The 25,303-nt window shown below is 50.1% G+C and carries 20 protein-coding genes; 4 read left to right on the forward strand and 16 right to left on the reverse strand.

Features of this window, described 5'->3' with window-relative positions; translation table 11 throughout:
• Window position 1 precedes the first annotated feature (1 nt).
• Both H8S75_RS08615 and H8S75_RS08620 read right to left on the reverse strand, forming a co-directional pair.
• A complete protein-coding gene (locus tag H8S75_RS08615; RefSeq protein WP_187020783.1) occupies window positions 2–970 on the reverse strand; it encodes a uroporphyrinogen decarboxylase family protein in 969 nt (322 codons plus the stop codon).
• A gap of 59 nt (window positions 971–1,029) precedes the next feature.
• Window positions 1,030–2,481, reverse strand: coding sequence for a Sapep family Mn(2+)-dependent dipeptidase (locus H8S75_RS08620; protein WP_187020785.1), 1,452 nt, complete (start codon window positions 2,479–2,481; stop codon window positions 1,030–1,032).
• A gap of 124 nt (window positions 2,482–2,605) precedes the next feature.
• Between H8S75_RS08620 and H8S75_RS08625 the strand changes: the two genes are divergently transcribed.
• Window positions 2,606–3,547: a helix-turn-helix domain-containing protein gene (locus H8S75_RS08625; RefSeq protein WP_002600056.1), complete on the forward strand. Its 942-nt coding sequence runs from the start codon at window positions 2,606–2,608 to the stop codon at window positions 3,545–3,547.
• A 145-nt stretch (window positions 3,548–3,692) separates the two neighbouring features.
• On the opposite strand, the gene H8S75_RS08630 is transcribed toward H8S75_RS08625, so the two are convergent.
• Window positions 3,693–4,973 carry an O-acetylhomoserine aminocarboxypropyltransferase/cysteine synthase family protein gene (locus H8S75_RS08630; protein WP_187020786.1) on the reverse strand — a complete coding sequence of 427 codons (1,281 nt, stop codon included), beginning with the start codon at window positions 4,971–4,973 and terminating at the stop codon, window positions 3,693–3,695.
• A 214-nt stretch (window positions 4,974–5,187) separates the two neighbouring features.
• Here H8S75_RS08630 and H8S75_RS08635 point away from each other — a divergent pair, with 214 nt between their 5' ends.
• Window positions 5,188–6,291 (forward strand): DUF362 domain-containing protein, encoded by a 1,104-nt coding sequence (locus H8S75_RS08635; RefSeq protein ID WP_187020788.1) that lies wholly within the window; start codon window positions 5,188–5,190, stop codon window positions 6,289–6,291.
• A 143-nt stretch (window positions 6,292–6,434) separates the two neighbouring features.
• On the opposite strand, the gene H8S75_RS08640 is transcribed toward H8S75_RS08635, so the two are convergent.
• From H8S75_RS08640 to H8S75_RS08685, 10 genes are all read right to left on the reverse strand, one after another.
• Entirely contained in the window at window positions 6,435–6,923 is a 489-nt protein-coding gene (locus H8S75_RS08640) for a YbhB/YbcL family Raf kinase inhibitor-like protein (RefSeq protein ID WP_187020790.1), read from the reverse strand.
• Window positions 6,920–8,863: an LTA synthase family protein gene (locus H8S75_RS08645; RefSeq protein ID WP_187020792.1), complete on the reverse strand. Its 1,944-nt coding sequence runs from the start codon at window positions 8,861–8,863 to the stop codon at window positions 6,920–6,922. Before H8S75_RS08645 ends, H8S75_RS08640 begins: the two co-directional genes overlap by 4 nt.
• A gap of 266 nt (window positions 8,864–9,129) precedes the next feature.
• Window positions 9,130–9,609 (reverse strand): zinc ribbon domain-containing protein, encoded by a 480-nt coding sequence (locus H8S75_RS08650; protein ID WP_002600062.1) that lies wholly within the window; start codon window positions 9,607–9,609, stop codon window positions 9,130–9,132.
• A 58-nt stretch (window positions 9,610–9,667) separates the two neighbouring features.
• Complete coding sequence (locus H8S75_RS08655) at window positions 9,668–11,860, reverse strand: DUF6449 domain-containing protein (RefSeq protein WP_187020794.1); 2,193 nt, start codon at window positions 11,858–11,860, stop codon at window positions 9,668–9,670.
• A complete protein-coding gene (locus H8S75_RS08660) occupies window positions 11,835–12,734 on the reverse strand; it encodes an ABC transporter ATP-binding protein (protein ID WP_187020796.1) in 900 nt (299 codons plus the stop codon). The genes H8S75_RS08655 and H8S75_RS08660 overlap by 26 nt, the downstream gene beginning before the upstream one ends.
• On the reverse strand, window positions 12,700–13,125 hold the full coding sequence (locus tag H8S75_RS08665) for a GntR family transcriptional regulator (protein ID WP_187020797.1): 426 nt from the start codon (window positions 13,123–13,125) through the stop codon (window positions 12,700–12,702). The genes H8S75_RS08660 and H8S75_RS08665 overlap by 35 nt, the downstream gene beginning before the upstream one ends.
• Before the next feature lie 106 nt (window positions 13,126–13,231).
• Window positions 13,232–14,131: a DUF4397 domain-containing protein gene (locus H8S75_RS08670; protein ID WP_187020799.1), complete on the reverse strand. Its 900-nt coding sequence runs from the start codon at window positions 14,129–14,131 to the stop codon at window positions 13,232–13,234.
• Window positions 14,132–14,232: 101 nt separating this feature from the next.
• A complete protein-coding gene (locus H8S75_RS08675) occupies window positions 14,233–15,618 on the reverse strand; it encodes an MATE family efflux transporter (protein WP_187020801.1) in 1,386 nt (461 codons plus the stop codon).
• A gap of 253 nt (window positions 15,619–15,871) precedes the next feature.
• The gene (gene nifJ, locus H8S75_RS08680) at window positions 15,872–19,408 is read right to left on the reverse strand and encodes a pyruvate:ferredoxin (flavodoxin) oxidoreductase (protein WP_187020803.1); all 3,537 of its coding nucleotides are present in this window, start codon (window positions 19,406–19,408) and stop codon (window positions 15,872–15,874) included.
• Between the two features lie 239 nt (window positions 19,409–19,647).
• Entirely contained in the window at window positions 19,648–21,423 is a 1,776-nt protein-coding gene (locus H8S75_RS08685) for a VanW family protein (RefSeq protein ID WP_187020805.1), read from the reverse strand.
• A 181-nt stretch (window positions 21,424–21,604) separates the two neighbouring features.
• Between H8S75_RS08685 and H8S75_RS08690 the strand changes: the two genes are divergently transcribed.
• On the forward strand, window positions 21,605–22,468 hold the full coding sequence (locus H8S75_RS08690) for a PHP domain-containing protein (protein WP_187020807.1): 864 nt from the start codon (window positions 21,605–21,607) through the stop codon (window positions 22,466–22,468).
• Window positions 22,469–22,502: 34 nt separating this feature from the next.
• Window positions 22,503–22,757, forward strand: a complete 255-nt coding sequence (locus H8S75_RS08695; protein WP_187020809.1) for a hypothetical protein — start codon at window positions 22,503–22,505, stop codon at window positions 22,755–22,757.
• Here H8S75_RS08695 and H8S75_RS08700 read toward each other — a convergent pair.
• From H8S75_RS08700 to H8S75_RS08710, 3 genes are all read right to left on the reverse strand, one after another.
• Window positions 22,754–23,827, reverse strand: a complete 1,074-nt coding sequence (locus H8S75_RS08700; protein ID WP_187020811.1) for a P1 family peptidase — start codon at window positions 23,825–23,827, stop codon at window positions 22,754–22,756. The two genes, H8S75_RS08695 and H8S75_RS08700, sit on opposite strands and share 4 nt — an antisense overlap.
• 135 nt (window positions 23,828–23,962) lie before the next feature.
• On the reverse strand, window positions 23,963–24,133 hold the full coding sequence (locus H8S75_RS08705) for a hypothetical protein (protein ID WP_187020812.1): 171 nt from the start codon (window positions 24,131–24,133) through the stop codon (window positions 23,963–23,965).
• On the reverse strand, window positions 24,123–25,301 hold the full coding sequence (locus H8S75_RS08710; RefSeq protein ID WP_187020814.1) for an AI-2E family transporter: 1,179 nt from the start codon (window positions 25,299–25,301) through the stop codon (window positions 24,123–24,125). The genes H8S75_RS08705 and H8S75_RS08710 overlap by 11 nt, the downstream gene beginning before the upstream one ends.
• Window positions 25,302–25,303 lie beyond the last annotated feature (2 nt).

A 25,303-nucleotide genomic window follows, 5' to 3' on the forward strand; every position in this document is an offset into this window, starting at 1 on the left:
CCTATTCTCCTCTCCCATATTTCCCGACTGCTTCGACTACCCAGGAAATCCTGTTTAAATCAATATTTCTCGGAAGTGTACAGTCGGCGCCGATAACCACTCCTCTGGTTCCGTGTTTTTCAAGAAGTGCTGCGGTATACGCCTCCACTTCCTCCTTCGTCCCGGAGCAAAGCACTCCCTGAGGCCTGTTATCAAATCCGCCCAGCACACATCTGCCGCCGAAGAATGCCTTTCCCTCTGTCAAGTCCATGTCTTCGATGAAGGTGGCCCAGTTGATCACCTTTGCCGGATAATCCTGCCACACCTCCACCCGGTTTTTATCCCCGGCCCATCCACAGCAGTGCAGAATATTACTATCACTGAACCGGTTAGCGTGCTCTAAGACCTTTAAATCCCCCGGTCTCACGTACTTACGGTACTCCTCCGCCGTAAAACGGTACTCCTCCGCATTCTGTACACAGTAATAAATTCCCGTACAGCCAGCTTCCCGGATCAGCAGTTCGGACAGAAGCGCCGCATCCTGGGCGATGACGTCCATGGCATAAAGTACTGCCTCCGGATTCTGCCGCAGATGATTCATCAGCAGTTCATCGGATGTCGCGAACCGCAAATATGACATGGGGCAGAATACGTTATAGAAAGCGCACGCCTCTCCGTCCAATCTCTTCACAATCTCCTTCGCCCGTTTCACCTGACCGGTAATAAATGGATGATCCTGACCCATGGGGATCATTTTAAACCAGTCTTCCGGCTCTTTTATCTGGGAAATTATGGAATTCGGATAATCAAAATACCCATCGCACATAATTTTCACCATATCTACATTACATCGATGGAAATAATCAATATGTGCATCCACACACTCCTGATCCAACTCCATATCTTCCGGCAGATGGAACCAGAATCCCACTGGTACCCGGTCTGCTTTCTCATTCTCAAATGCCTTCATCAGGCGCTCTGTCTTTGTCATACTTTCCTCCAATTTTCTGTCTTAATTATTTATATAACCACATACACAGCTGCAGGCAGTCATATATGTCTGTCTAAGTCAATCAGGCACATGGTATAAATGGCCATGGCTTCCAAAAGCTGGCTGATACAGATCGACTCGTCCGCCTGATGAAAGTCACCGACCGGCCGTGCCGGATCCGGACGGTATACCTTCTTTCCCGGCAGCGCCATGCCAAACCCCAGACCTCCCGGCAGTTTTCTTGCATAGGTACCGCCGCTCATCGTGTATGCCGGATTATCATAGCCAGAATATTTATGGTAGCTGTCTGTCAGACACTGCACCACCGGATTATCAGCAGGGCAGTACATGGCTCCCGAATTCTTCCTGACACACAGCTTTAGACCGTAACGGCGGGCCGCCTCCCGCATTTTTTCCAGAGTCTCCGAACCGTCGGAGCAGGCGCCCCGGCTGTCCAAAACAGGATACCGGTAGTCTGCTGTGATTTTAAGCCTTCTCTCACTGCCGTAAGTGACTGCCAGGCCGGTAATTCCCCCCACCAGACAGCCGGATACCGTGTCCGATACCGCAGCGCCGATTCCTGTCCCATAGCCGTCGCGTCCGCAGTCACGCAAAAACTCTATCCATTGATTTTCTCCGGCACTCCTCTCATTCAGGCCGCAGGCCATCAATTCTTTCGCCAGATTTGTCACCGCACTTTTTCCCTGCTCCGGACTGATGATGTGGGCCGCTCTTCCGGAAGCTTCCACTACAGTTCCATGTTCCCCATCCATAACCGTTATTTCAGGAGATAACCGGAGACGCTCCTTCTGCTCTTTTGTCACTACGCCGGAGCGATATACGATACGAGCCTGATCGGGGATCGAGTTGGCACTGCTGCCCCCTTCCACGGAAATGATTGTTTCGGGCAGAAGCTCCCGTGTCTCAAACACCAGACTTAAATTCCCCTTTTCCCCATGGCAGACCGGAAATCCGCAGTCGGCCACCAGAGACACCTCCGGCATTGGCACATGAGCAATCATATAGGCGGCATCATCCATCGTATTTTCCTCACTGCATCCCACATAGAGACTGTAATTACAGTTAAGGGAAACGAATTCTTTCAGATAGAGCAGCACATAGAGGATTCCCACTGCCGATGATTTATTGTCCTGAACGCCTCTCCCTATGAGGAAATCATCCACAACAGTCATTTCATAGGGCGGATAGGTCCAGCCGTTTCCCTCCGGCACCACATCCAAATGAGACCAGATTCCAATTTCCTTCCCACTGCCGGAAGCAAACGATATTTTCCCGCCGTAATAATTGAAGCAATCCGTTTTAAAGCCTTTCCCGGCCGCCAGTTCCAGCATGGTATCCAATACCTTCCGGCATCCCTTTCCAAACGGAAGCACATCGGAGTCCGGTTCTGAAACACTGCGGATATTTACAATTCTTCTCATATCTTCTATAATGTCATTGCGATGACTCTCCATCCATCGCCTTACAGCATCGATTCCAGTTTCCGTCATATAACCTCCTTTCCTTCTTTTACAGGTATCATTCCTTTCATTTTTGCAGGAAGGATTGTCTGTACTGATATGAGAAGTATAGCGGATGTAATATAAAAATTCTTTGCATGAAGGAGCGAAAACTATGCAAAATCGATCACCGTCATCGACTGATCTTCAATATCGCCATTATAATCTTCCATTGGAATTCCCTTCCTTTGCTTTCCTGGGAGACCGGTGGATTCTTCCCGATCATGCCGATTCCATGCATTTTCACAACTGCATGGAGATCGGATACTGTTTAAGCGGTCATGGCACATTCTACGTCGAGCAGAAGGCTCTTGCATTTTCTGAAGGTGATATCTGCATCATTCCAGAAAATACAATTCATATTTCCTGCAGTGACAGCCGCGTGGTCAGCCACTGGGAGTATATCCTTTTCGATCCCAAGCTTATGTTTCCTACCGGCGATTTTCACTTAATCGCAAAAGACAGCCGCCTTCTCTTTGACGATCCGCAGTTCTCCAATTTATTTTCGAAACAGGAGCATCCCGCTCTGATTTTCTTTGTATGCAGGATGTTCGAGGAATTCTATCACCATGAAACCGGGTACCGGGACGCCTTAAGAGGCCTTTTCATGGCCTTTATTACAGAGTATCTCCGCATCTGTCCCGATCGGAAAATCAGCGGCGAGGCCAGGCAGAATCTGCGTATCTATCCAGCTATTCTGCACATCCGGAGCTTCTACAGCCAGAAAATAACCGTGCCCGGTCTGGCGGCACTCTGCGGACTGAGCGAGCCACATTTTCGCAGGATCTTTGAGGAAATCATCCATTTGCCGCCGCTCGACTATATCCATCATCTGAGGATCCGGCAGGCGTGCTACTTTCTGGTACATACAAATACACCCGTCAGTGAGATATCCAAAATGGTGGGGTTTTCCACACTCTCCAGCTTTAACCGCCAGTTTCAGATGGTAACGGGCACTTCACCGCGGAAATGGAAGGCAAAAAACAGGGACAGCATGGAATCCCACCGGATAACGTCACTTGATTCCGGAGAAGATATGGGCTTTTTTGCGAGATAACTAGTACAGCATTCACTGTTAATTACGCAATGCTGTACTAGAGCTCCCGGCGCACAAAAAGAACCCGGCAGGCATAAAAATCATGCCTGCCGGGTTCCTCTGTACCGACCAGATACCTTATTCTTTTCGTTTCTGCCGCCTGTCTCTATTCCAGTGCCTGGCGGATATCTTCAATAATATCATCCACGTTCTCGATTCCAACACTGAAGCGGATCATAGAAGGATCCACGCCCGCTTCCACCAGCTGCTCATCGGTCAGCTGTCTGTGGGTATGGCTTGCCGGATGAAGCACGGAAGTACGCGCATCCGCAACATGAGTCACGATGGCGGCCAGCTTCAGGCGGTCCATAAATGTAACGGCCGCGTCGCGTCCCCCCTTCAGTCCAAAGGAAATTACGCCGCAGGTTCCGTCCGGCATGTACTTCTGAGCCAGATCATAGTACTTGTCCCCCTTTAATCCCGGATAGTTTACCCACTCCACGTCATCGCGGGTTTTTAAGTATTCCGCCACGCGCAGCGCGTTCTCACAGTGGCGCGGCACACGTAAATGCAGCGTCTCCAGGCCAAGATTTAAAAGGAATGCGTTCATCGGGGACTGGATAGAGCCAAGATCACGCATAAGCTGAGCCGTCGCTTTCATAATATAGGCCATCTTTCCGAATTTCTGTGTATAAACGATGCCGTGATAAGATTCATCCGGAGTGGTCAGTCCGGGGAACTTCTCCGCATTCGCTTCCCAATCAAAATTGCCGCTGTCCACGATGCAGCCGCCCACGCAGGTTGCATGGCCGTCCATGTACTTTGTGGTAGAATGGGTCACAATATCGGCGCCCCACTCAAACGGACGGCAGTTGATCGGAGTTGCAAACGTATTGTCAATAATCAGCGGCACGCCGTGTCTGTGTGCTGCCCTCGCAAACTTTTCAATATCCAGAACCACCAGGGCCGGATTGGCGATAGTCTCACCAAATACCGCCTTCGTATTCGGCTTAAATGCCTTCTCCAGCTCTTCCTCTGTCGCATCCGGATCCACCAGAGTCGAATCAATTCCCAGTTTCTTAAGTGTCACGGTAAAGAGATTGGTCGTTCCGCCATAGATTGCCGCAGAACTGATCACGTGATCTCCCTCCCCGCAGATATTTAAAATAGAGAAAAATGACGCTGCCTGTCCTGAGGATGTCAGCATCGCAGCCACGCCGCCCTCCAGTTCACATATTTTCGATGCCACCGCGTCGTTCGTCGGATTGGCTAAGCGGGTATAGAAATATCCCTCGTCCTCCAGATCGAACAGTCTGCCCATCTTATCGCTGTCATCATATTTAAATGTAGTACTCTGATAGATCGGAAGTACTCTGGGTTCTCCGCTCTTCGGCTGCCATCCACCCTGAATACAAACTGTCTCTCTGGAACGCTTATTCTGGCTCATGATTCTTCCTCCTGTGTTGTTAAGTCATATTTTCTCCCTAGTTTATCACAAAATTTTCCATAATTCAATATCCTGTCTGCGGAGTGTAACAGTTCAGCCTCCGCCGGCCTTTGCTGCGGAGTTACGGAAACAAAGAAAACATCTTGAACTCCTCACCCATTTACAGTATAATATCTAAATGGAAATTTTTATCAATCACGCACAGGAGGTGCACATGGATAAATCAAAGGTTTACTATACGAATTTTCACACCACATTTTCAGAAAATCTGCCGCAGAAGCTAAAGAGGCTTATTAAAACTGCCGGCATGGAGGAGATTGATTTTCAGAACAAATACGCGGCAATCAAGATTCATTTTGGAGAACTGGGCAACTTATCTTTTCTCCGTCCAAACTACGCAAAGGTCGTCGCAGACCTGGTTCGTGAAAACGGCGGAAAACCGTTTCTGACCGACTGCAACACGCTGTATGTCGGAAGCCGCAAGAACGCTCTGGATCACCTCGACACCGCTTACGAGAACGGTTTTTCCCCCTTCTCTACCGGCTGCCACGTTCTGATCGCCGACGGTTTAAAGGGCACCGATGAGGCTCTGGTGCCCATCGATGGTGACTACATAAAGGAAGCAAAGATCGGACGCGCCGTCATGGATGCCGATATCTTCATCTCCCTGACCCATTTCAAGGGCCATGAGAGCACCGGTTTCGGGGGCACCTTAAAGAACATCGGCATGGGCTGCGGTTCCCGCGCCGGCAAGATGGAGATGCATAACGCCGGGAAGCCCCACGTCGCGCAGGATACCTGTGTCGGCTGTCACGCCTGCGAGAAAAACTGTGCGCACGGAGCCATCTCCTTCCAGGAGAAAAAGGCCTCTATCGATCATAATCGCTGTGTCGGCTGCGGGCGCTGTGTCGGAGTCTGTCCGGTGGATGCTGTGGAGACAGACTGTGATGAGTCCAACGACATCTTAAACTGCAAGATCGCGGAATACACGTATGCAGTCGTGAAAGACCGTCCCTGCTTCCATATCAGCCTCGTTACAGACGTCTCGCCAAACTGTGACTGCCACTCCGAGAACGATATCCCGATTATTCCCAATGTCGGCATGTTCGCCTCCTTCGATCCGGTGGCCCTCGATATGGCTTGTGTGGACGCCGTCAACAGCCAGCCGGTTATTGCGGGAAGCATTCTGGAAAAGCACGGCAGCGAGCACCACGACCACTTCACAGACGTTCACCCGGATACCAACTGGAAAACCGCAGTAGAACACGGTGTAAAAATCGGTCTTGGAAATAAGGAATACGAGTTGATTAAAATTTAAATACGGAATGCCTTGTAATCAGTGGAATCGCAATAAAAAGAATGCCTGAAGCAGACCGGATCAACGTATGATCCCTGGGTTTGCTTCAGGCATTCTTTTTTTAACAGATTGATCTTCGACCAATTTCCAGCCTGTTTCCTCTCCTACATCCCCCGCTTATACTTCCCGCACAGCTCTCCTTTTTGCAGCACATGCCCTTCCATCGCCTTCAGAAGCTCCTTTTTTCCCGCAGTTCCCTCCAGCGGAAGAAGGCAGTCAAGGACGTAAAACCGAAAAACATATCTGTGCGTATTCCTTACAAAAACAGGCTGCTTCGGTCCCCGGTATCTGTTTTTTCCATACCCGCGCCCCTGCACGGCATTTCCCAGTTCTTTTACAACCGCTCCACAGGGGATATTTTCCGGAATCACGGCCATTGCCGGAAGGTTCCAGATCAGCCAGTGATTATAAGCCGGGATAAACGGGATATCCAGATCATCCATAATCACGGCAATCGAAACCGCATTGTCACAGAGATTCTCTAACTCAAACCCCGGTGATATATCTCTGCCAAAGCCGGTATACTCCCTGGGTATATTTCCATTATTCTCAAATGCCCGGCACACTGCCTTCAATTCCCTGTTGTCGCTCATGATCCTTTCCCCTTTTCCCTGACTCCCTCTCCCAGCGGAATCTTGTCCCTTCCGATCTGCCAAACCGTAATATCAGCATCCGTGACTTTTTTCTCCGGAATATTCCTGGCAATGATCAGTTCCGGCCACACGAATGTGGTCTCCACCGCCTTTCCGTCCAGGCAGATTTTGGAATACGGTGTAAAATTCTCGCCGTACACCAGAATATTGGAATCGTTATACACAATATCATCAATGGTGATGGGATCGATTCCCATCTGTAAATCTGTGGTCTGGTAGGGATTTTCCCTGCCATACACCTCCCTGTCTCCGTACAGGATATCGTATTCCAGCGCCTTCATATCGGCCAGATACGTCTCCTCATCCTCCATGCCGCCATCCAGATAGTTCTGATGGAACCGCATCATGGTTCCCTCATGAATCCCCAGCATATCCAGCACGTGGGCGGCCAGCTGATACGCCTCCACATCCACCTTCTTCTTCGGAAGATTCATGTTGTTCCAGACCACATACTCCGTCTGGTACAGGGATTTGTTGATCATCTCATCTTCCGTCCATTCGAAACTGGGAAGATGGTCACCATACATGACAAGCACGATCGGTTCCTCCCGCGTGCGGAGCGTATTGACAAGAGAACGGATAAAATCATCCATCTCATTAATCTGCTCACAGTAATACTCAAAATCTGGATACTTTCCGTGACCCTGAACCGATATGGTATAGATAAAGTCCGGTCCTTCTGTGGAATCCAGCGTCTTAATGATCTCCTTGACCAGGATCTTATCCTTACACCAACCGGCCGGATTTCTCTCGATATTGTTCATGTACTCAATGGGCGTAAACGTATCAAATCCGATCTGGGCAAACACATTGTTCCTGTCATAGAATGTCGCCTCATTGTTATGGATGGCATGAGCCGTATATCCGAGATTTTTTAAATCGAAGGCTACGCTCTCACAGGAGGTCTTCTTCAGCACGGTTTTATAGGGATACTCTCCCGGTCCGAAGAAATCCAGATTCATCCCGGTGATGGCTTCAAATTCCGTATTGGCTGTGCCCGCCCCAACGGATGGCACATTTAAATATCCGTGTGGATAGCTCTTCTGAAGACGGTGAAAAAATGGGATAGGATCGTAGTCCTCCCCCGTACCGGATTTAAGATTGCCCGTCACCGGATTCTTCTTCCACAGAAGCGGGTCGAAAAAGGACTCCAGCTGGATCATAATGACATTCGGCTTCGTACTGGCCGAGACCGCATATGTATTTTCCGGAACCAGCTCCTCCGCCTTAATCACCTCGATCGTCTCCGTACCATAGTCCTCCGGCTTGGAGATTCCCGTGTTGAACATGGAATTGGCAAAGCAGTAGGGGAACCCGTATGCCTGAAACGCCGCTCCGATATTGCCGAAACGCACCGCCACCAGCCCGGTGTTCATGGCAGCTGTCGTCAGTCCCAGAACCACCGCCGCGCTGATCCCCACAACCGCCGTGCCCTTGACGTAATTGACCTTTTCCCGGCTGACCGGTGCAATCCGCCACACAAACACGCAGAATACCGTCACCACCACCAGGGCCGCCGCTATCATAACCAGCTGCATCCAGGTGAAATACGTGGTCGCAATATTGGCCGCGTACTTGATCAGCCTGAAATCCGCCGCCGTAAACGGAGTCGTCCGAAAAATCAGGAGTATTCCGTTCACGACTCCCATTCCCAGCCAGACAATCGACAGCACGATTGCCCCAAACACCCTGCGCCTCGTAAGAAACAGCACCGTAAACGGCAGGGCGATAATGCATGTATTCAAAAGGAAGACCAACGGACTTTCCAACACATAGGCCAAAAGCACTGCAAACGACTTCCTGCTGATAAACTCGATCAAAAAATTTAAAACAGCTGCCAGAATCACAATCTTCCCCAGCCGTTTCCCATATGCCTTCATGGCGGATCTCCTTTGTACCTCATCGTACTTCATTTCTTTAGAATCGGATTTAGTCTACCACACTTTACTTGAAATTTACATACCTGTTTGCAAAATTTAGGAAAAATGTAAAAAACAGGTTACGGTTCGCGGCCCCTTTGTCCGCTCCCGCCGTCCGGTCTGTTCTGGCGGGAGCGGACAAAGGGGCCGCAAACCGTAACAAAAAACAGAGTGCCATACGGTCCCCCGCACAGCACTCCTGATACCTTCACTCTTTTTAATTATGTTTAATACTCTTCCGTCGGAACAAATGCATCCTCTTCCGCAGCAGGAACGCCTGCCGGGCGCTCTGCTTCTTCCTCAGAAGCCGCCTGTTCTTCCGCAGCAGCATCCACGTCTTCGCTTTCCGCCGCTTCTTCCTTAATCGAAGCACCGCATTTGCCGCAGTATAAGGAATCCTTCGGAACCTTTGCGCCGCAGACTGCACAGATCCGGCTGCCTTCGCTCTGGGTCAGTTCAATCTCCAGGGCTGCTATCCGTTCCCTGCAGGCCTTAACAGCATCGTATACCTTGGCATAGGCCTCTTCCGGCTCACGGTTGGATTCGTAATAAATCCGTCCGATGGCGGCATAGGCTTCCTCCAGCTTCGTCTTCTCCGTGCTGATCTGCGTCTTTAACTGTATCGTCTCCGTAAGTGCCTTTGCCTTTGTGGCCACTTCTTTACCGGTATCCGTAAGGGTCTTTCCCAATTCTTCCAAAAATGCCATACGTAGTTCCTCCTTTGACTTGTCACTCTTACTATTTTATCGTCATTGGAGGAAAAAGTCAATCAGAGACTGTTTCCACTTCTCTGTTAAAACGCTCCGACTCCTTCTTTAAGAATTCCGGCATATCTGCTTTGCGGATGCTGTAATCGTGGCTGATCTGCCCGCTGCTGCCCTTCACCACCGCTTCAAATGTGATCCGGTCATCCCATTCACTGAACGGGTTCATATTCGAATAATCCTCCAGCCTAGCCGTCTCCATCAGAGCTGCCACTTCTTCTTTATCCGTAACCGTAAGCTGAGAAGTAATATCCTTATCGTAGTATCTCGAGTCGTCCTTCTTCGCCAGCTGATAGAGATCAATATCGGCTCTTATCACCTCGCCCGCATCGGTCACAGTAGTCAGCCTGATGCCGCAGTCCTCCAGCAGTCCAATGGTCTTCTGAAAGGACGGGTATACCGGGTAGTAGCCTCTGTCCATCACATTGTTGTATCTCCAGGAATAACCGTTCTTTTCCTTTGATTTTTCCGCCTGCACCTGTATATCAGTCATAAACTGAATCTGGGCGATCGGATTCTGCTGCTCCATCACGTCTGAAGTCAGGCCCGCCATCTCCTCCTGATAGGTGCGGAGTATCAGATCGACGTAATCCATTCCCTCTTTACTGCTGCCCCGTGTCACATCTCTGGTCCAGCTGTTCTGTACTACCTTGATCTTTCCGGTATTCTCCGGAGTCTGTTCCAGCACCGGATAAGCCGCCATGCGGTAATCCTGGCTGTCATAGATCTTCCTGATGAGATCGTACTCCTCATCACCGTAAACAGCATAGGAACGGTACACTTCTCTGCCATTCTTCAGTTTAAACTTCACCGAGAAACTGACGTAATGATCTCTATCCTCAGAATCCCACTGATACTGACGCTTTTTCTCTTTTTCCACCTGGCTGACCGCCTCTGAGACGAGATCCAGCGCCGTGTCCATATCGGAGAGCTGCATACGGGAGAAGATGTATGTGTCGGAAGACTCGTAATCCCAGTAATACTCATCTTCATCGTCCATTTTCGCACTTCCGTAGTCCACCCAGTATTCCATATTCGTCAGGGAGACTGCCACGGATTCCAGATCCGACTGCTTCGGAATGTACTTGTCGTAGCCAAATAAGTCAAAGCGGAACCCACAGAATATCAGCGCCGCGGCAAGTGCGCACACCGCCATGGAAATCCTGCTGGAGAACAGCTTCCTGAAATCAAAGTGGTAAATGATTTCGATTATACAGTGCGACAGCAGCAGGCCGCAGATCAGTCCAAACACCGCCCATCCGATACTGTCATGCAGATACCAGAAGAACAGTCCGCCGCAGAGTGCGGAGAGGATTACAATCGGAATGCGGATGATTGGCTGGCTTACCTTAAACGCCATCGCCTTTCCGGCCGCCTCCGAACCTCTCACACGGTAAAGCAGAACCGCTGCCGCCGTTATCGCCGCGATAACGAGAATCACCGCGCAGATCCTTAATACAAGGCTTCCGCTCTTCGCCCCATCCATAAATGCCGAATAGTTGCTGATATACAGCGTCAGCGCAGAGCATTTATCGAGCAGCCTGTATGTGATACTGCTTCCGCCGTTATAGCTGGTCTTAAAGAATTCCTGATACAGCGCATCCAGAAGCAGGAGCAGCGCCGGAAAATACAGATGGAACACGCCGGTTCCCAGGATTCCCACCAAAATATTGCCGGTCATCACCATGGCCAGCACGGTCACGGAATACAGCATGATAAAGTGAAGCAAAAGGAAGCCAAACGCCCCCAAAGCCTCCGGAACGATATCCCCGGGGACGATTCCGTTCAACAGGGCAACCAGTATGCCCAGCAGTAAATTGACCGCATATGTAGAAAACAGGATCAGCACTCCGTCCAGATAATTCACAAAAAACAGCTTTTCACGCTTTACCGGAAGCGAGTGGTAGAAATCCACTTTTTTTCTGGAATGCAGCCAGGAAAAACTGGTCACGCCCAGAATCAGTGACAGCAGCACGATAATCACTGCTATGAATCCATTTTGAAAGCCGAGGATCGACCGGGCGCCATACATCAGGCCGTAGTACGTTTCCTCCATGTTTCTGCTGCCGCTGAGACTCAAAGCCGTAGCCACCGGCATCGCAAAGAAGAAGGTTAAGAAGGTGAGCGCCACCGCCCAGAGGCGCCGCTTCAAGTCCTCTTTCATCAGATTAAAGAATAAGTTTTTTGATGTCATATCCTGCCACCTCCGTCTCACTGATAAATATCTCTTCCAGGGACAATGGAATAATCTCATAAAATACCGGACTATAGGACTCCATCAAAGCTTCTGCCTCTTCCCGGCTTCCCCTCACGGTGATGGTTATAAGCTTTCCTCTCCGCTCCGTCTTAAGCCGGTCGAATGCCACTAAATCATCCGCGTCCATTCCCTCTCTCAATACGCACTGAATCTTATGAATATTGAGTTTCATATCATCCAAATCCCTGGACAGCAGGATTCCTCCCTTGTGAAGAAGTCCCACATGGTCACAAATATCCTCCAGCTCCCGCAGATTATGGGAAGCAATAATAGGAGTCAGATTCCGCTCCGATATGTCGCCTGCAAATATGCTCTTCACCGCCTGCCTCATCACAGGGTCCAGGCCGTCAAACGTCTCGTCACAGAATAAGTAATCCGTATTCGCACAGATTCCGCAGATCACAGACAGCTGCTTCTTCATACCCTTGGAAAATGTATTGACCTTTCTCCTGCCGTTTAATTCGAAACCAGACAGCAGCTTGTGAAATCTGGTCTTATCAAACTTCGGATAGACACGGCTGTAGAACTCCATCATCTCCAGCGGAGTCGCATTGCTGAAAAAATACTGTTCATCCGATATGTAGAAGAACCGCTGCTTGACGTCCTCCCTCTCAAATACATTCTTCCCATCGATCGTGACGCTTCCCTCATCGGGTTTTAAAACGCCGCTCATCATCCTTAAAAATGTGCTCTTCCCCGCCCCGTTCGTCCCGATTAAACCGAACACGGAGGCGTCCTTAATCTCTGCATTAATATGATCCACGGCAATCATATCATCAAACCGTTTCGTCAGATTCTCCGCTTTTATCACGCTGCTCTTCCTCCCTTACCATAGATTTTTGTCCCTTCCAGTCCTCAGCAACCCAGCAGTGAACCTTATCTTCCGTCACCCCTGCGTTCCTCGCCTCACAGAGCCAGCCGCCCAGCTCTTTCCGCAGCTCGCTCACCTTTAGAGCCCTGATGGAACTCGTATCCGATACGAAGCTTCCCCGCCCCTTTACGGAGTAAATAAAGCCGCGTCGTTCCAGTTCCGCGTAAGCCCGCTGTATCGTGTTGGGATTAATGGACAAATCCGTGGCCAGACTCCTGACCGACGGAAGCTGGCTGTCCTGTTCCAGAACACCGCATATCATCAGGTCCTGCAGCTTTTCCACGACCTGCTCGTAAATCGGCCTGCGGTCTTTGTAATCCAGCAGAATCATATGGCACCTCCTATACTGTATTAATACATCTAATACACTCAGTATACACGAACACCCCCGGTTTGTCAACCGGAGGTGCAAAAAAAACAGTAACAGGAGTCATCCATTAATTTCGTCTGTCTTCCACAATCAGAATCCGGATCGCATCCTGAGAATTGTTCCAGTTAAACACATAGAGTGTATAGGAGACATTTCCTCTGATATAGATATTGGAGGTCAGAAGCGGGCTTCCCGCAAACGCCGAGCTGTTGGAGACGGAAACCGTATAGTATCCGGCCGGCAGATATCGGAAGCTGGTCACCTCGCGGTAATTCACATTGCGGAAGGTAACCGCGCCGCCGTTCAGGGTGACGTTGACGCTGCGGTTCGTATTGGATAAGTTGCATACACGGAAGCATCCTGTATTCACTCCGCCGTTGCAGTTCATATCCGTGATCTCCATTAAATCCAGGCCGGTATTCGTATTGATGATGGCTACGGTAACTGCACCGTTTAACGGAACGTTGATCTGCTTCTGGATGTAGACGTAGCCGTTCTGTCCCGATACGGTGACGGTCTGCATGCCGGCGGATACGCGGCCGTACTGGCTGACCTCCGCGTTGTCCAGACCGTTTACCACCATCTGATTGTTGATGTAAATTATGAATGGATTATATCCGGCGGCGGCATTTAAGAACCGTACGACGCCGTACTGAGTGGTATTGCAGAAGTAACAGGGAATGATCGGTCTCGGGAAAACGGTGATGATCGAACCCCAGATGCCATTGTTCGGTCTCTCGGGAAACGTTGGAATCGGTCCGCCCTCTCCGGGGTTTGGCAGCGGAATCACCGGAGTCTGGCTCTCGTCAAAATCAGGAATCGGCCCGCCTTCGCCTGGATTCGGCAGCGGAGCTACCGGGAAATTTCTCTCGTCTTCTCCATCCGGTACCGGTCCGCCCTCGCCTGGGTTTGGCAGCGGAATCACGGGTGTATCTTCATCATTCTGCATATAAGATAAAGTGTCCATATTGCCCCTCTTTTATGTTTATTATACTTTAAGTTTATTCCACCTTATCTTCCCAGTGCCTGTACCGGAGCAAATTTATCTTAAATTATGTAAAATATTTTCTAAGAGGCCGTAACTGCGTCCCCATTTTGATTATTTCTGCCCATAAGCCTGCGCAGACGCCCCATCACATGGCGATAGGCCGGAAGCAGAAACAGATCCGCCGCCACCCAGGCGATGGGATTGGCAAAGCATACAGCTGCGTATCCAAACACCGGAACGAGACAGAATCCGACAAAGGACCGCGCCGCCATCTCACAGACTCCCGCGATGATGGCAAATTTCGAATAACCCAGCCCCTGAATCATGAATCTCACGATATTGACGAGGGCCAATGGGAAATAGAACAGGCTGTTGGCAACCAGGAACTGCTTCGTATTCGCTAAAATCTCCACTTCCCCCGTATCCACAAACAGCAAAGCCACCACATCGCTGAAGAGCCAGAGCCCGGCCAGCGCAATCACCGAATAGACAGCACCGATGATAATACAGGACTTGATCCCCTTGTCGATACGGTCCAGCTTTCTGGCTCCGATATTCTGGCCTCCATAGGTAGCCATGGTGGCTCCCATGGCATCAAAGGGGCAGCAGAAAAACATACTGATCTTTCCTCCGGCCGTGACAGATGCAACCGCCACCGAACCCAGGGAATTGACCGCGGTCTGTAAGATAACGCTTCCGATGGCCGTAATGGAATACTGAAGTCCCATGGGAATTCCCATGCCGCACAGCGTCATCATGGCATTCTTATCCGGCTTCCACTCGTCCCCCTGCATTTTTAAAATCGTAAACTTCTTTCTCATGTAGAGCAGGCAGAGAACGCCGGAGACGCCCTGAGATATCACCGTCGCCCATGCGGCTCCCGCCACGCCCATATGCAGGACGAGAATCGTAAAGAAATCCAGGAAAATATTCATAATAGAGGACATCAGCAGAAAAATAAGCGGCGTGGTACTGTCCCCCAGAGACCGGATAATTCCGGACAGAATATTATAAAGGTATGTAGCCGGTATTCCCAAAAATATAATAAAAATGTAAGAGTATGCCCCATCGATAATGTCCGCCGGCGTATTCATCCAGATAAGGATATTCCTGCACAGCACACAGACCACGGCTGTCATCACGACCGCAAAGATCAAAGCCAGCCAGCCTCCATTGGCGACAAACCGCCGGAGCGCGACCTCGTTCTTCTCTCCGAACTTCTGTGCCACCGGAATCGCAAAGCCGCTGCATACACCGACGCAGAACCCGATAATCATAAAATTGATCGAGCCGGTGGATCCCACCGCCGCCAGCGCATTCACGCCCAGATACTTTCCAACGATAATGGTATCAACCATATTATACAGCTGCTGAAACAGCAGACCGAACAGCATGGGAATCAAAAAGCTCAATATAAGCTTCATCGGCGAGCCGGTTGTCATATCCTTTGTCTGCTTCTTTGCCATCGTTTTCTGTCCTCACTTGTTTATTCAGATTTTCTGTTCACCGCACCACAAAAGCATGATGCTACATCAACATAATTTACACGCAGTGCGAAGAATTTGCAAGCGAAATTTTTCCATTTTACCCCGTATTTTTCCATTTTCGTGAAATTTATCACATTACACAAAATATCCGCCGGATCCGCCCAAAATATAGGACTTCTTTCGTGTCAAAAAAAACGCCCGGGCATACCGCCCGGGCGCAGTCCTTCAAATCTTATTTATCACCATACAGTGTAACAAGCTTTGTCAGATAATCATATCTTTCCTTCGCATCTGCCTCGTTCTTAGCGAACAGATCAGCTGCTCTCTCAGGATTCTTCATAGCTAAGGAAGCGTAACGAACCTCGCCCTTTAAGAATTCCTGATAATCTCCTGTCGGAGCCTTGCTGTCCAGAGAGAATTTCTTCTCAGCAGCCGGGTTGAAACGGAAGTTATTCCAGTATCCACACTCAACAGCCAGTTTCTCTTCTGTCTGAGCCTTGCTCATGCCCTTCTTGATACCATGGTTGATACATGGAGCGTAAGCAATGATTAAGGACGGGCCCGGATAAGCCTCTGCCTCTGCAATGGCCTTAACGGTCTGTGCATAGTCAGCACCCATGGAGATCTGTGCTACGTATACATAGCCATAGCTCATTGCGATGCTTGCAAGGTCTTTCTTCTTAACTTCCTTACCGCCGGCAGCGAACTGTGCAACAGCGCCTGTCTTGGTAGCCTTGGAAGCCTGTCCGCCTGTGTTGGAGTAAACTTCTGTATCGTATACCATGATGTTGATATCCTTGCCGCTTGCAAGAACGTGATCAACACCGCCGAATCCGATATCGTAAGCCCAGCCGTCACCACCGAATACCCACTGGGATTTCTTTCCTAAGAAATCTTTGTCTTTCACGATGGCTTTGCAGGTCTCACAGTCACAGCCTTCTAATGCAGCAACTAACTTATCGGTTGCAGCACCGTTGGTTGCGCCGCATGTAAAGGTATCTAAGTATTCCTTGCATGCTGCTTTCACTTCCTCAGAAGCTGCTTCAGAGTTCATAACGGACTCAACTTTTGCCTTTAAGCCGTCTCTGATCGCGTTCTGAGCTAATAACATACCGTAACCGAACTCAGCGTTATCTTCAAATAAGGAGTTGGACCATGCAGGACCCTGTCCCTTTTCGTTTACTGTGTAAGGTGTGGACGGTGAAGAGTTGCCCCAGATAGAAGAACATCCGGTTGCGTTGGCGATGTACATTCTGTCACCGAATAACTGGGTAATTAATTTTGCGTAAGGAGTCTCGCCACAGCCCGCACATGCGCCTGAGAATTCAAGTAATGGCTGTTTGAACTGGCTTCCCTTAACAGTGGTAGGTTTGAATTTGTCGATAACTTCCTGCTTGATCGGAAGAGTCTGACCGAAGTCATATACCTTCTGAGATTCTGCGTAGTTTGCTTCCATGTTGACCATGGTAAGAGCCTTCTCGCCCTTCTTGCCAGGACATACGTTCGCACAGGAGCCGCATCCGGTACAGTCAAGAGCGGATACTGTCATGGAGAACTTGTAGCCAGGCATGCCTGTCATATCAAGCATCTTTGTTCCTTCTGGAGCCTGTGCAGCCTCTTCAGCTGTCATGGCAGCCGGACGGATTACTGCATGAGGACAAACGTATGCACAGAAGTTACACTGGATACAGTTGTCTGGATTCCAGTTAGGAATATTAACAGCGATACCACGTTTCTCATACGCGGAAGAACCGGATGGTGTGGAACCGTCTACATACTCTGTAAATGCGGATACTGGTAAGGAATCGCCCTCCTGAGCGCTGACCTTAGCCTGGATGTTGTTAACGAAGTCTACAACGTCCTTGCGGCCGGTGGTTGCGTGAGTCATGTCAAGACCTTCGTCTCCGCAGGACTTCCAGCTCTCCGGAACCTCTACCTTAACAACGCCCTTAGCGCCTGCATCGATCGCTGCCCAGTTCTTCATAACAACATCTTCGCCCTTACGTCCGTAGGTAGCCTTTGCAGCTGCCTTCATCAGTTCATTTGCCTTCTCAGCAGGAATGATTCCTGTCAGCTCGAAGAATGCGGACTGTAAGATTGTGTTGATACGTGTCGGGCCCATGCCGGTTTCGATACCGATCTTAACACCGTCGATGGTATAGAGGTTGATGTTGTGATCAGCGATGAACTTCTTAACCTGTCCAGGTAAATGCTTCTCAAGGCCTTCTGCATCCCATGGGCAGTTCAGTAAGAATGTACCGCCGTCCACTAATTCCTGAACCATGTTGTACTTACGTACATAGGACGGATTGTGGCATGCTACGAAGTTTGCCTTATGGATTAAATAGGTAGATTTAATCGGCTTATGTCCGAAACGCAAATGGGACATGGTAACACCGCCAGACTTCTTGGAGTCATAATCGAAGTAAGCCTGCGCGTACATATCCGTGTTGTCACCGATGATCTTGATGGAGTTCTTGTTAGCACCTACCGTACCGTCGGCGCCAAGACCCCAGAACTTACAGTTGGTTGTTCCTTCCGGAGTAGTAACCAGCGGAGCACCTGTCTCAAGAGATAAATGAGTAACATCATCAATGATGCCGATGGTGAAAGGTGTCTTTGTCTCGTTATCGAATACAGCAACGATCTGAGCCGGTGTTGTATCCTTGGAGCCTAAGCCGTAACGTCCGGTTAATATCTTAACCTGATCGAACTTGGTTCCTCTTAAAGCTGCCACTACGTCTAAGTATAACGGCTCGCCAAGGGATCCTGGCTCTTTTGTTCTGTCTAATACGGAGATCGTCTTAACGGTATCCGGGATTGCTTCAACAAGAGCGTCTGCGCAGAATGGTCTGTAAAGACGAACCTTCACAACACCAACCTTCTGTCCCCGTGCTACCATGTAGTCGATGGTCTCTTCGATTGTATCGTTTACGGAACCCATGGATACGATTACGTGCTCTGCATCCGGAGCGCCGTAGTAGTTGAACAGCTTATAATCGGTACCGATCTTAGCATTGACCTTGTCCATGTATTTCTGAACGATAGCCGGTAATGCTTCGTAATATGGATTACATGCTTCTCTTGCCTGGAAGAAGATATCCGGGTTCTGAGCAGAACCTCTCTGGCAAGGATGGTTTGGATTTAATGCATGACGACGGAACTCGTCCACTGCGTCCATGTCAACCATCTCTTTTAAATCTTCGTAATCCCAGGTCTCCACCTTCTGGATCTCATGAGATGTACGGAAACCGTCAAAGAAGTTGATGAACGGAACTTTTCCTTCAAGAGCTGCCATATGTGCAACAGGAGTTAAATCCATAACTTCCTGAACGCTGGATTCGCATAACATTGCGCAGCCGGTCTGACGGCATGCGTATACGTCGGAGTGGTCACCAAAGATTGATAAAGCATGGCTCGCAACTGCACGTGCGGAAACGTTGAATACACCCGGTAACTGCTCGCCTGCGATTTTATAAAGGTTCGGGATCATTAATAACAGACCCTGGGATGCTGTGTAGGTGGTGGTCAGCGCACCTGCAGATAAGGATCCGTGAACAGCACCTGCTGCACCTGCCTCAGACTGCATCTCTGTAATCTGTACTGTATGACCGAAGATATTGGTTCTTCCGTCGGTTGCCCATTCATCTGAAGCTTCCGCCATAGGTGAGGATGGGGTAATCGGATAGATAGCCGCTACATCAGTAAATGCATACGATGCATGTGCTGCTGCGTGGTTACCATCCATGGTTTTCATTTTTCTTGCCATTTTTGATTTCCTCCTACAAATGTGAATATTGTATAGTTTGGTTCCCCGAAGGGATAGTGACCTGTTTACTATTATAACAATTATTTAACAAATTGCAAATAAGAAAAATGGAAAATTACGTACTATTTTAGGAACAATTCCGCGAAACACCGGGAACTGCCCGCTGCAGGCGGCTGCCTGTCGTTTTTAGGCCAGTAAAAGGACCGGATAAAAATTTTATCCGGTCCATAAATCGTCCTTTAACTCAGCGGACTCGGAGGAACTACGTTCTGTCCCGAGCTGTTTCCGCCCGGCCCCTCCGGCTGTACCGCCTGGGTCGTGGTTGGCTGTGGTGCCGATGTCGGCTGCTCTCCCGGCCCTTGTCCGGGTACCGTATCGGGCTGGGCCGTAGTCGGCTGGGTCGGCGCTGTCGGCGCCGGAGTATCCGTTCCTCCGGAAGGTGATGTCTCTCCCTCCGAGGTGGCGATGGTGCTGCCTCCTGAAGAAGACTCATCCGTGGCAGGGACTACCACGCCTGATGTGTTGCGCTTGATTGTTGCGGGCTTGCCGCGGTATGTGCTGTTGTGGAAGAACTCGTCGCTTACCACAACGCCGTCCTTTTTCGTCACCATATTCGTCACCCAGCGGCTTCCCTTTGTCTCTGCCTTGACAATCTTCTCTTCTCCCGGCTGAAGGGTCTGATCCTCTTCGTAAACCGGCGCCGGAGCATCCAGTTCCGCTGTCTTCTTGGAGGTCATGGAAAGTGTAACTCCCTTTTCCAGAATCGGGATTCCTACAACGGAAATCTTCAGCTTCCTGTCTGCAAAGCTGGCTCTGAGGGCAATTGCCGTCGAAGAGGTGTTGATAAATTTCATATCGGGTCCGCCAAAGCTTACCATAGCGTCCTCGCCCGGCGTTACATAAGAGGGCTCATAGCTGTGCGCATGGCGCTCTGTCGTCGTAAGACCGGAGAAAATGACTGCGTTGTAGAGCGTGGAGGAAACCTGGCATACGCCGCCGCCCGGCTCTTCCACCAATTCGCCGTTTACATAGGCACCGGCCGGCCGATACCCCTTGGCCTCGGAACGCTCTCCCGTGGCCTTATTGAAAGAAAACTCCTCGCCTGGCTGTAAGATCAGGCCGTTAAGCGCTTCGGCAGCCAGTTCGATATTCTTGTTTCTGTCCTTGTTAGCCGTGGTTGTGGTGGTATAGGTTCCAATCACCTGATACAACTCCTTGGCCTGTGCCTCCGTGATCTCTGGAGCCGTCTCCTTGCCGGTAGCTTCAATCACAGCGCTGAAATTTTTATCCTTTAACTGAGCCAGAATATCGGAAACCAGCTTCTCCTGGTCGATCACCAGACCATTCTGCTCTCCCGAGTAGATAAACTTCCCTGCTTCCTTGTCAAAACCGGATACGGAACCGTTCTTGGCCTTCACGTCCCACTTGGCGGCGGCCTTTTTGGCCTCTTCCGCGGCCGCTTCGTCCAGTCCGTTCATATCCAGGGTATAGCTTTCCTTCGGTTCGCCCGTATAGATATCGCCTAAAAGGGTATCCACCTTCGTCTCCAGCAAATCGGCGACCTCATACGTATCATCCTTATACGTAATCTTCATGCCCCACTCATACTTGTCCAGAATCGCCTTTTTCGCCTGTTCTCTGGACATTCCGGTGATGGAGATCCCGTCTACGGAAACCTCCTTCTTAAGCTCCGGCTCCGGCTGGCTCGTCGTCTCGCCCGTCTCCACCTCGGCAGGCCTGCTTCCTACGAACTTCACTGCCGCCATAATCACGATCACGGCAACCACCGCGATAATGATCCCCAGCAGAATCTTCGTGATATCATACTGCGGACGCTTCTTCCGCTTTGACCCCCTTCCCGAACCGCCCCGCGGCTGGTAGGAACTCTTATATCTTGAGGACTGGCCCCTGCTTCCCTGGCTTGTCTTTCTGGAAGCTCCCGTTCCTGTCTTCCGTGTTCCCTGAGAGGAATAAGATCTTGATGTTCCACTCTGTCTGTTGCCTGTCTGACTCATCTATTTCACCTTTTCACATGATAGTGTATATTACATTGAGTAGTATACCATACTTTGTGGGAAATGCTATTACAAATTTATGAATTTTCTTAATTATTTTTCGTCGTTTTTCAACATTTTACAGAACGTAAAAAACATGTTACTATAGTATTACTAAAGTATTTCAAATTGGAGGTAACTCATGGAACTCATCGATCTGCACGTTCATTCTAATGCCTCGGATGGCACGCTATCCCCGGCCGCCGTCGTCGCTCTGGCCGTGGAAAAAGGGCTTACCGCCATCGCTCTGACCGACCACGACACCATTGCCGGCATCCCACAAGCTATGGAGGCCGCCCTAGGCCTTCCCATCGAAATCATTCCCGGCATCGAGCTCTCCTGCCACTATGAGGGCGAAGAGATCCACGTTCTGGGACTGTATGTAAATCCGGATGATCCCGCGTTTCTCCGGGAAACCGACCGTCTCCTCATACTCCGTGAAAAACGCAATGACGAGATGATCCGCCGTTTTTCGGAGAACGGCATGGTACTGACCAGGGAAGAGCTTACCGCCGGCAATCCCGATACGGTCATCACGAGGGCCCATTTTGCCCGCGTCCTGATGGAAAAAGGATATGTCTCCTCCATGGACCAGGCATTTAAAAAGTATTTAAAATACGGCGGCCGCTGGTGTCCAAAGAAAGAGACCATCGAGCCCTCCTACGCGCTCAGGATCCTGACCGACTGCGGAGCGTCTCCGGTCCTCGCCCATCCATACCAGTACCATCTCGGCGATGCAAGGCTGGAAGCACTGGTCGCTTCGTTAAAAGAAGACGGACTGGCCGGCCTGGAAGTCTACCACTCGTCCAACAATCAGTACGAAAGCGGAAAGCTCAAGAAACTGGCCGTCAAATACGGTCTGTTCCCCACCGGCGGCTCCGACTTTCACGGGGCCAACAAGCCGGATATCGACATCGGATGCGGCCGCGGCAATCTGCGCATTTCCGCACTGCTTCTGGACGACATCAGGCAGGCGCGGGCCAAGAACATAAATTCAAGAGCATAAATTCAAGAATATAAATATTGAGAGGATTTTTATTATGGAAGAATTATACAGAACCATCGAAGATACGATCAAAAACTCCGGCTGCCCGTTCCCTGCCAACGGAGAAGAAATTTACAATGAAATCTGCGACGAGATCGAAAACAGGGAACCGGGTGCCTACGTCTTTTTCTCTAAGAAGACGGATGATACATTTTTTGAATACAGACTTCAGATTTTTGAGGACAACTTTAACTTAAGCAGCATCGATATCCATATAGCGGACAAGAACTACCACGTTGATTTCGATTAATTTATCGAATCTGCCGCTGCCAGATCCGCGGTGCTGAGTCCTGACAGCCATAAGTCCGTCAGGGAGTATCGTATCTCCCCCTGATAGCCGACTGTTGTCGACGCCATGGCCAGTGAATTTAATACTGCTTCTTCCACAGCTTCCGCCGCGGCCGTAAAGGCCGTGTCCAGGAGGCTTTCTTTTAAAATCCGGATGGTCAGGATCTCCGGTTCCCTCTCTTCCGAAATCCGGTTTGCCGTCGTAAAACCGATCATTATGTCGCCGCTCCCGTGTCCCATGAAGGATCCGATCCGGCTGAGCCCTACTCCGGCTCTCTTAATCACCCGCTTTAACTGCCGGTCGGAGAGCGGCAAATCTGTCGCAATTACAGTCATGATGGATCCCCGGTCCAGCAAAGCCGGCTTCGTCTTCTTCTCCAGTTCTCTTCCCACCATCGCCCCGCAGATCATTAAATTCTTCGTGCTGCCAAAATTCGACTGCACCAACGCACCAACCGTATACGTCTTTCCTCCGAGCGGAAACTGCCTGGATGCGGAACCGATACCGCCCTTTAAGCCGAAGCAGACGGTTCCCGTTCCGGCACCGACAGCGCCCTCTTCAAAATCCCGTTTCGCCTCCCGGACCGCCGTCCGAACCTCCTCTAAACCGATGATCCGCTCTTTTATCAGATTTAAGCCGGAATCGTTGCACTCTCCCACCACTGGATTGATGGTGGTTACCTGGATTCCCTCCCGCTCACACTGCTCCGACATCATGTCGACCACCGCGTCATGCACCTTGCCCACATTGAGCGTATTGGTCAATGCGATAAATGTCTCTAACGTACCTAGTTCTTCCATCTGAACCAGCCCCTGGCTCTTTCCGAAGCCGTTGTGGATGTAGGCGGCGGCTGTCAGCTTGTTTTTATAAGGGTTGTCTTCACACGGCAGAATCACCGTGACTCCCGTCTTGTGCTCCGCTGTATTCACGGTGGCATGGCCCACCGTCACGCCTGCAACATCGGTAATCTTATTAAGGGGTCCCGGCTCCATTTCGCCCGGAATAATCCCGTATGCGCGGATTCTTTTCATCACTCTTTCCTTTCCAATGCGTATTTTCTGTTCTTATTATACATAAAAGTGACCGGCTAACCGGCATTTTCGGAATCTTTTCACCATGTATCCCGGAAAAACGTTGTTATAATCCAGACGTAAGAAATGGTATGGTTACATAGCATCGAACTCGTAGCCCATGAGCCGGAAGACGCAGACCGCCTGATCAAGTACATGTATCAGGGGGAATAAAACCTGGCCCGTGTATGAAAAGCCTGCCGGATAAAGCGGCCGGAAGCAGACCGATTTTATCGTTCTGCTTCCGGCTGCTTTATCATTTTGCACGTCCGGGCTCCGGCTGCGGCTGCGCCTTTCCACGGTTCTTTTTCTGCTCCTGATTTTTCTTTTCCAGTCTCGCGTAAACCGTTCCGCGGAGCAGAGAATACAGAACCGAACAAAGCGGAATAAAGATCAGCATGCCGGCGATTCCCATAGCGCTGCCGCCGATGGTAACCGCAACGAGGACCCAGATGGACGGAAGTCCCACCGAGTTGCCCACCACATGGGGATAGATTAAATTTCCTTCAATCTGCTGAAGGATAAAGAACACCGCCACAAACAGAAGTGCATCGAGCGGCTTCACCATCAGCATCAGGAACGCTCCGATCACGCAGCCGATAAACGCTCCGAATATGGGAATCAGCGCGGTAAACGCGATCAGCACTCCGACTAACAGCGCATAGGGCAGCCGCAGAACGGACAGCGTGATGAAGAACATGGTTCCCAGAATCACCGCCTCGAGGCACTGACCGGTCAGGAAGTGGGAAAATGTATTGTATGCCAGATCTGCAACTGACAAAATATTTTCCGTGACCCGGTCCGGCAGAAACGCCCGCATCAGCTTCTTCATCTGAGCCGAAAGCGTCTCCTTCTGAAGCAGAATATAGATCGCGAATACCAGGGCGATTCCAAATGTGGTCACGCCGCTGACTATGGAGACCGCCGCTGTGATCGTTGAATTCAGCACTGTGCTGGCTCCTGAGGAGAGAAATCCGATCACATCCTCGGAGAAGGATTTCCAGTCAATCTGGATTCCATTGATATAATCCAGGATTTCCGGATTCTGGGCGAATAAGTCTTCCGCTCCCTTCTTCACCCCTGCCAGGAAGACCGGTATACTGTTCTGCAGACTCATAAATGTCTCGAACAGCTGTGGCATAACGACGAAAATAACTAAAAGCAGCAGACCTACCACAAACAACAGGGTAAGAACCAGGCCGATCGGACGGCGCAGTCTGTTATTTTCCTTCATGGGAAGCAATTTCTCAATCCTGCGCATGGGGACGTTTAAGATAAACGCCATGACTCCGCCCAGTAAAAACGGTGAGATGAACCCGAAAATCATCATAAACACCGCAAAAACACGCCGGTAGTTCACGCCGATCACTACAACCGCCACGGTAAATACGATAAGCCATCGCAGCTTCTTTATGTTGCTGTCATTTAATTCCATAA

This window comes from Hungatella hominis, assembly GCF_014288005.1.
In the GTDB taxonomy this organism is placed as follows: Bacteria; Bacillota; Clostridia; order Lachnospirales; family Lachnospiraceae; genus Hungatella; species Hungatella effluvii.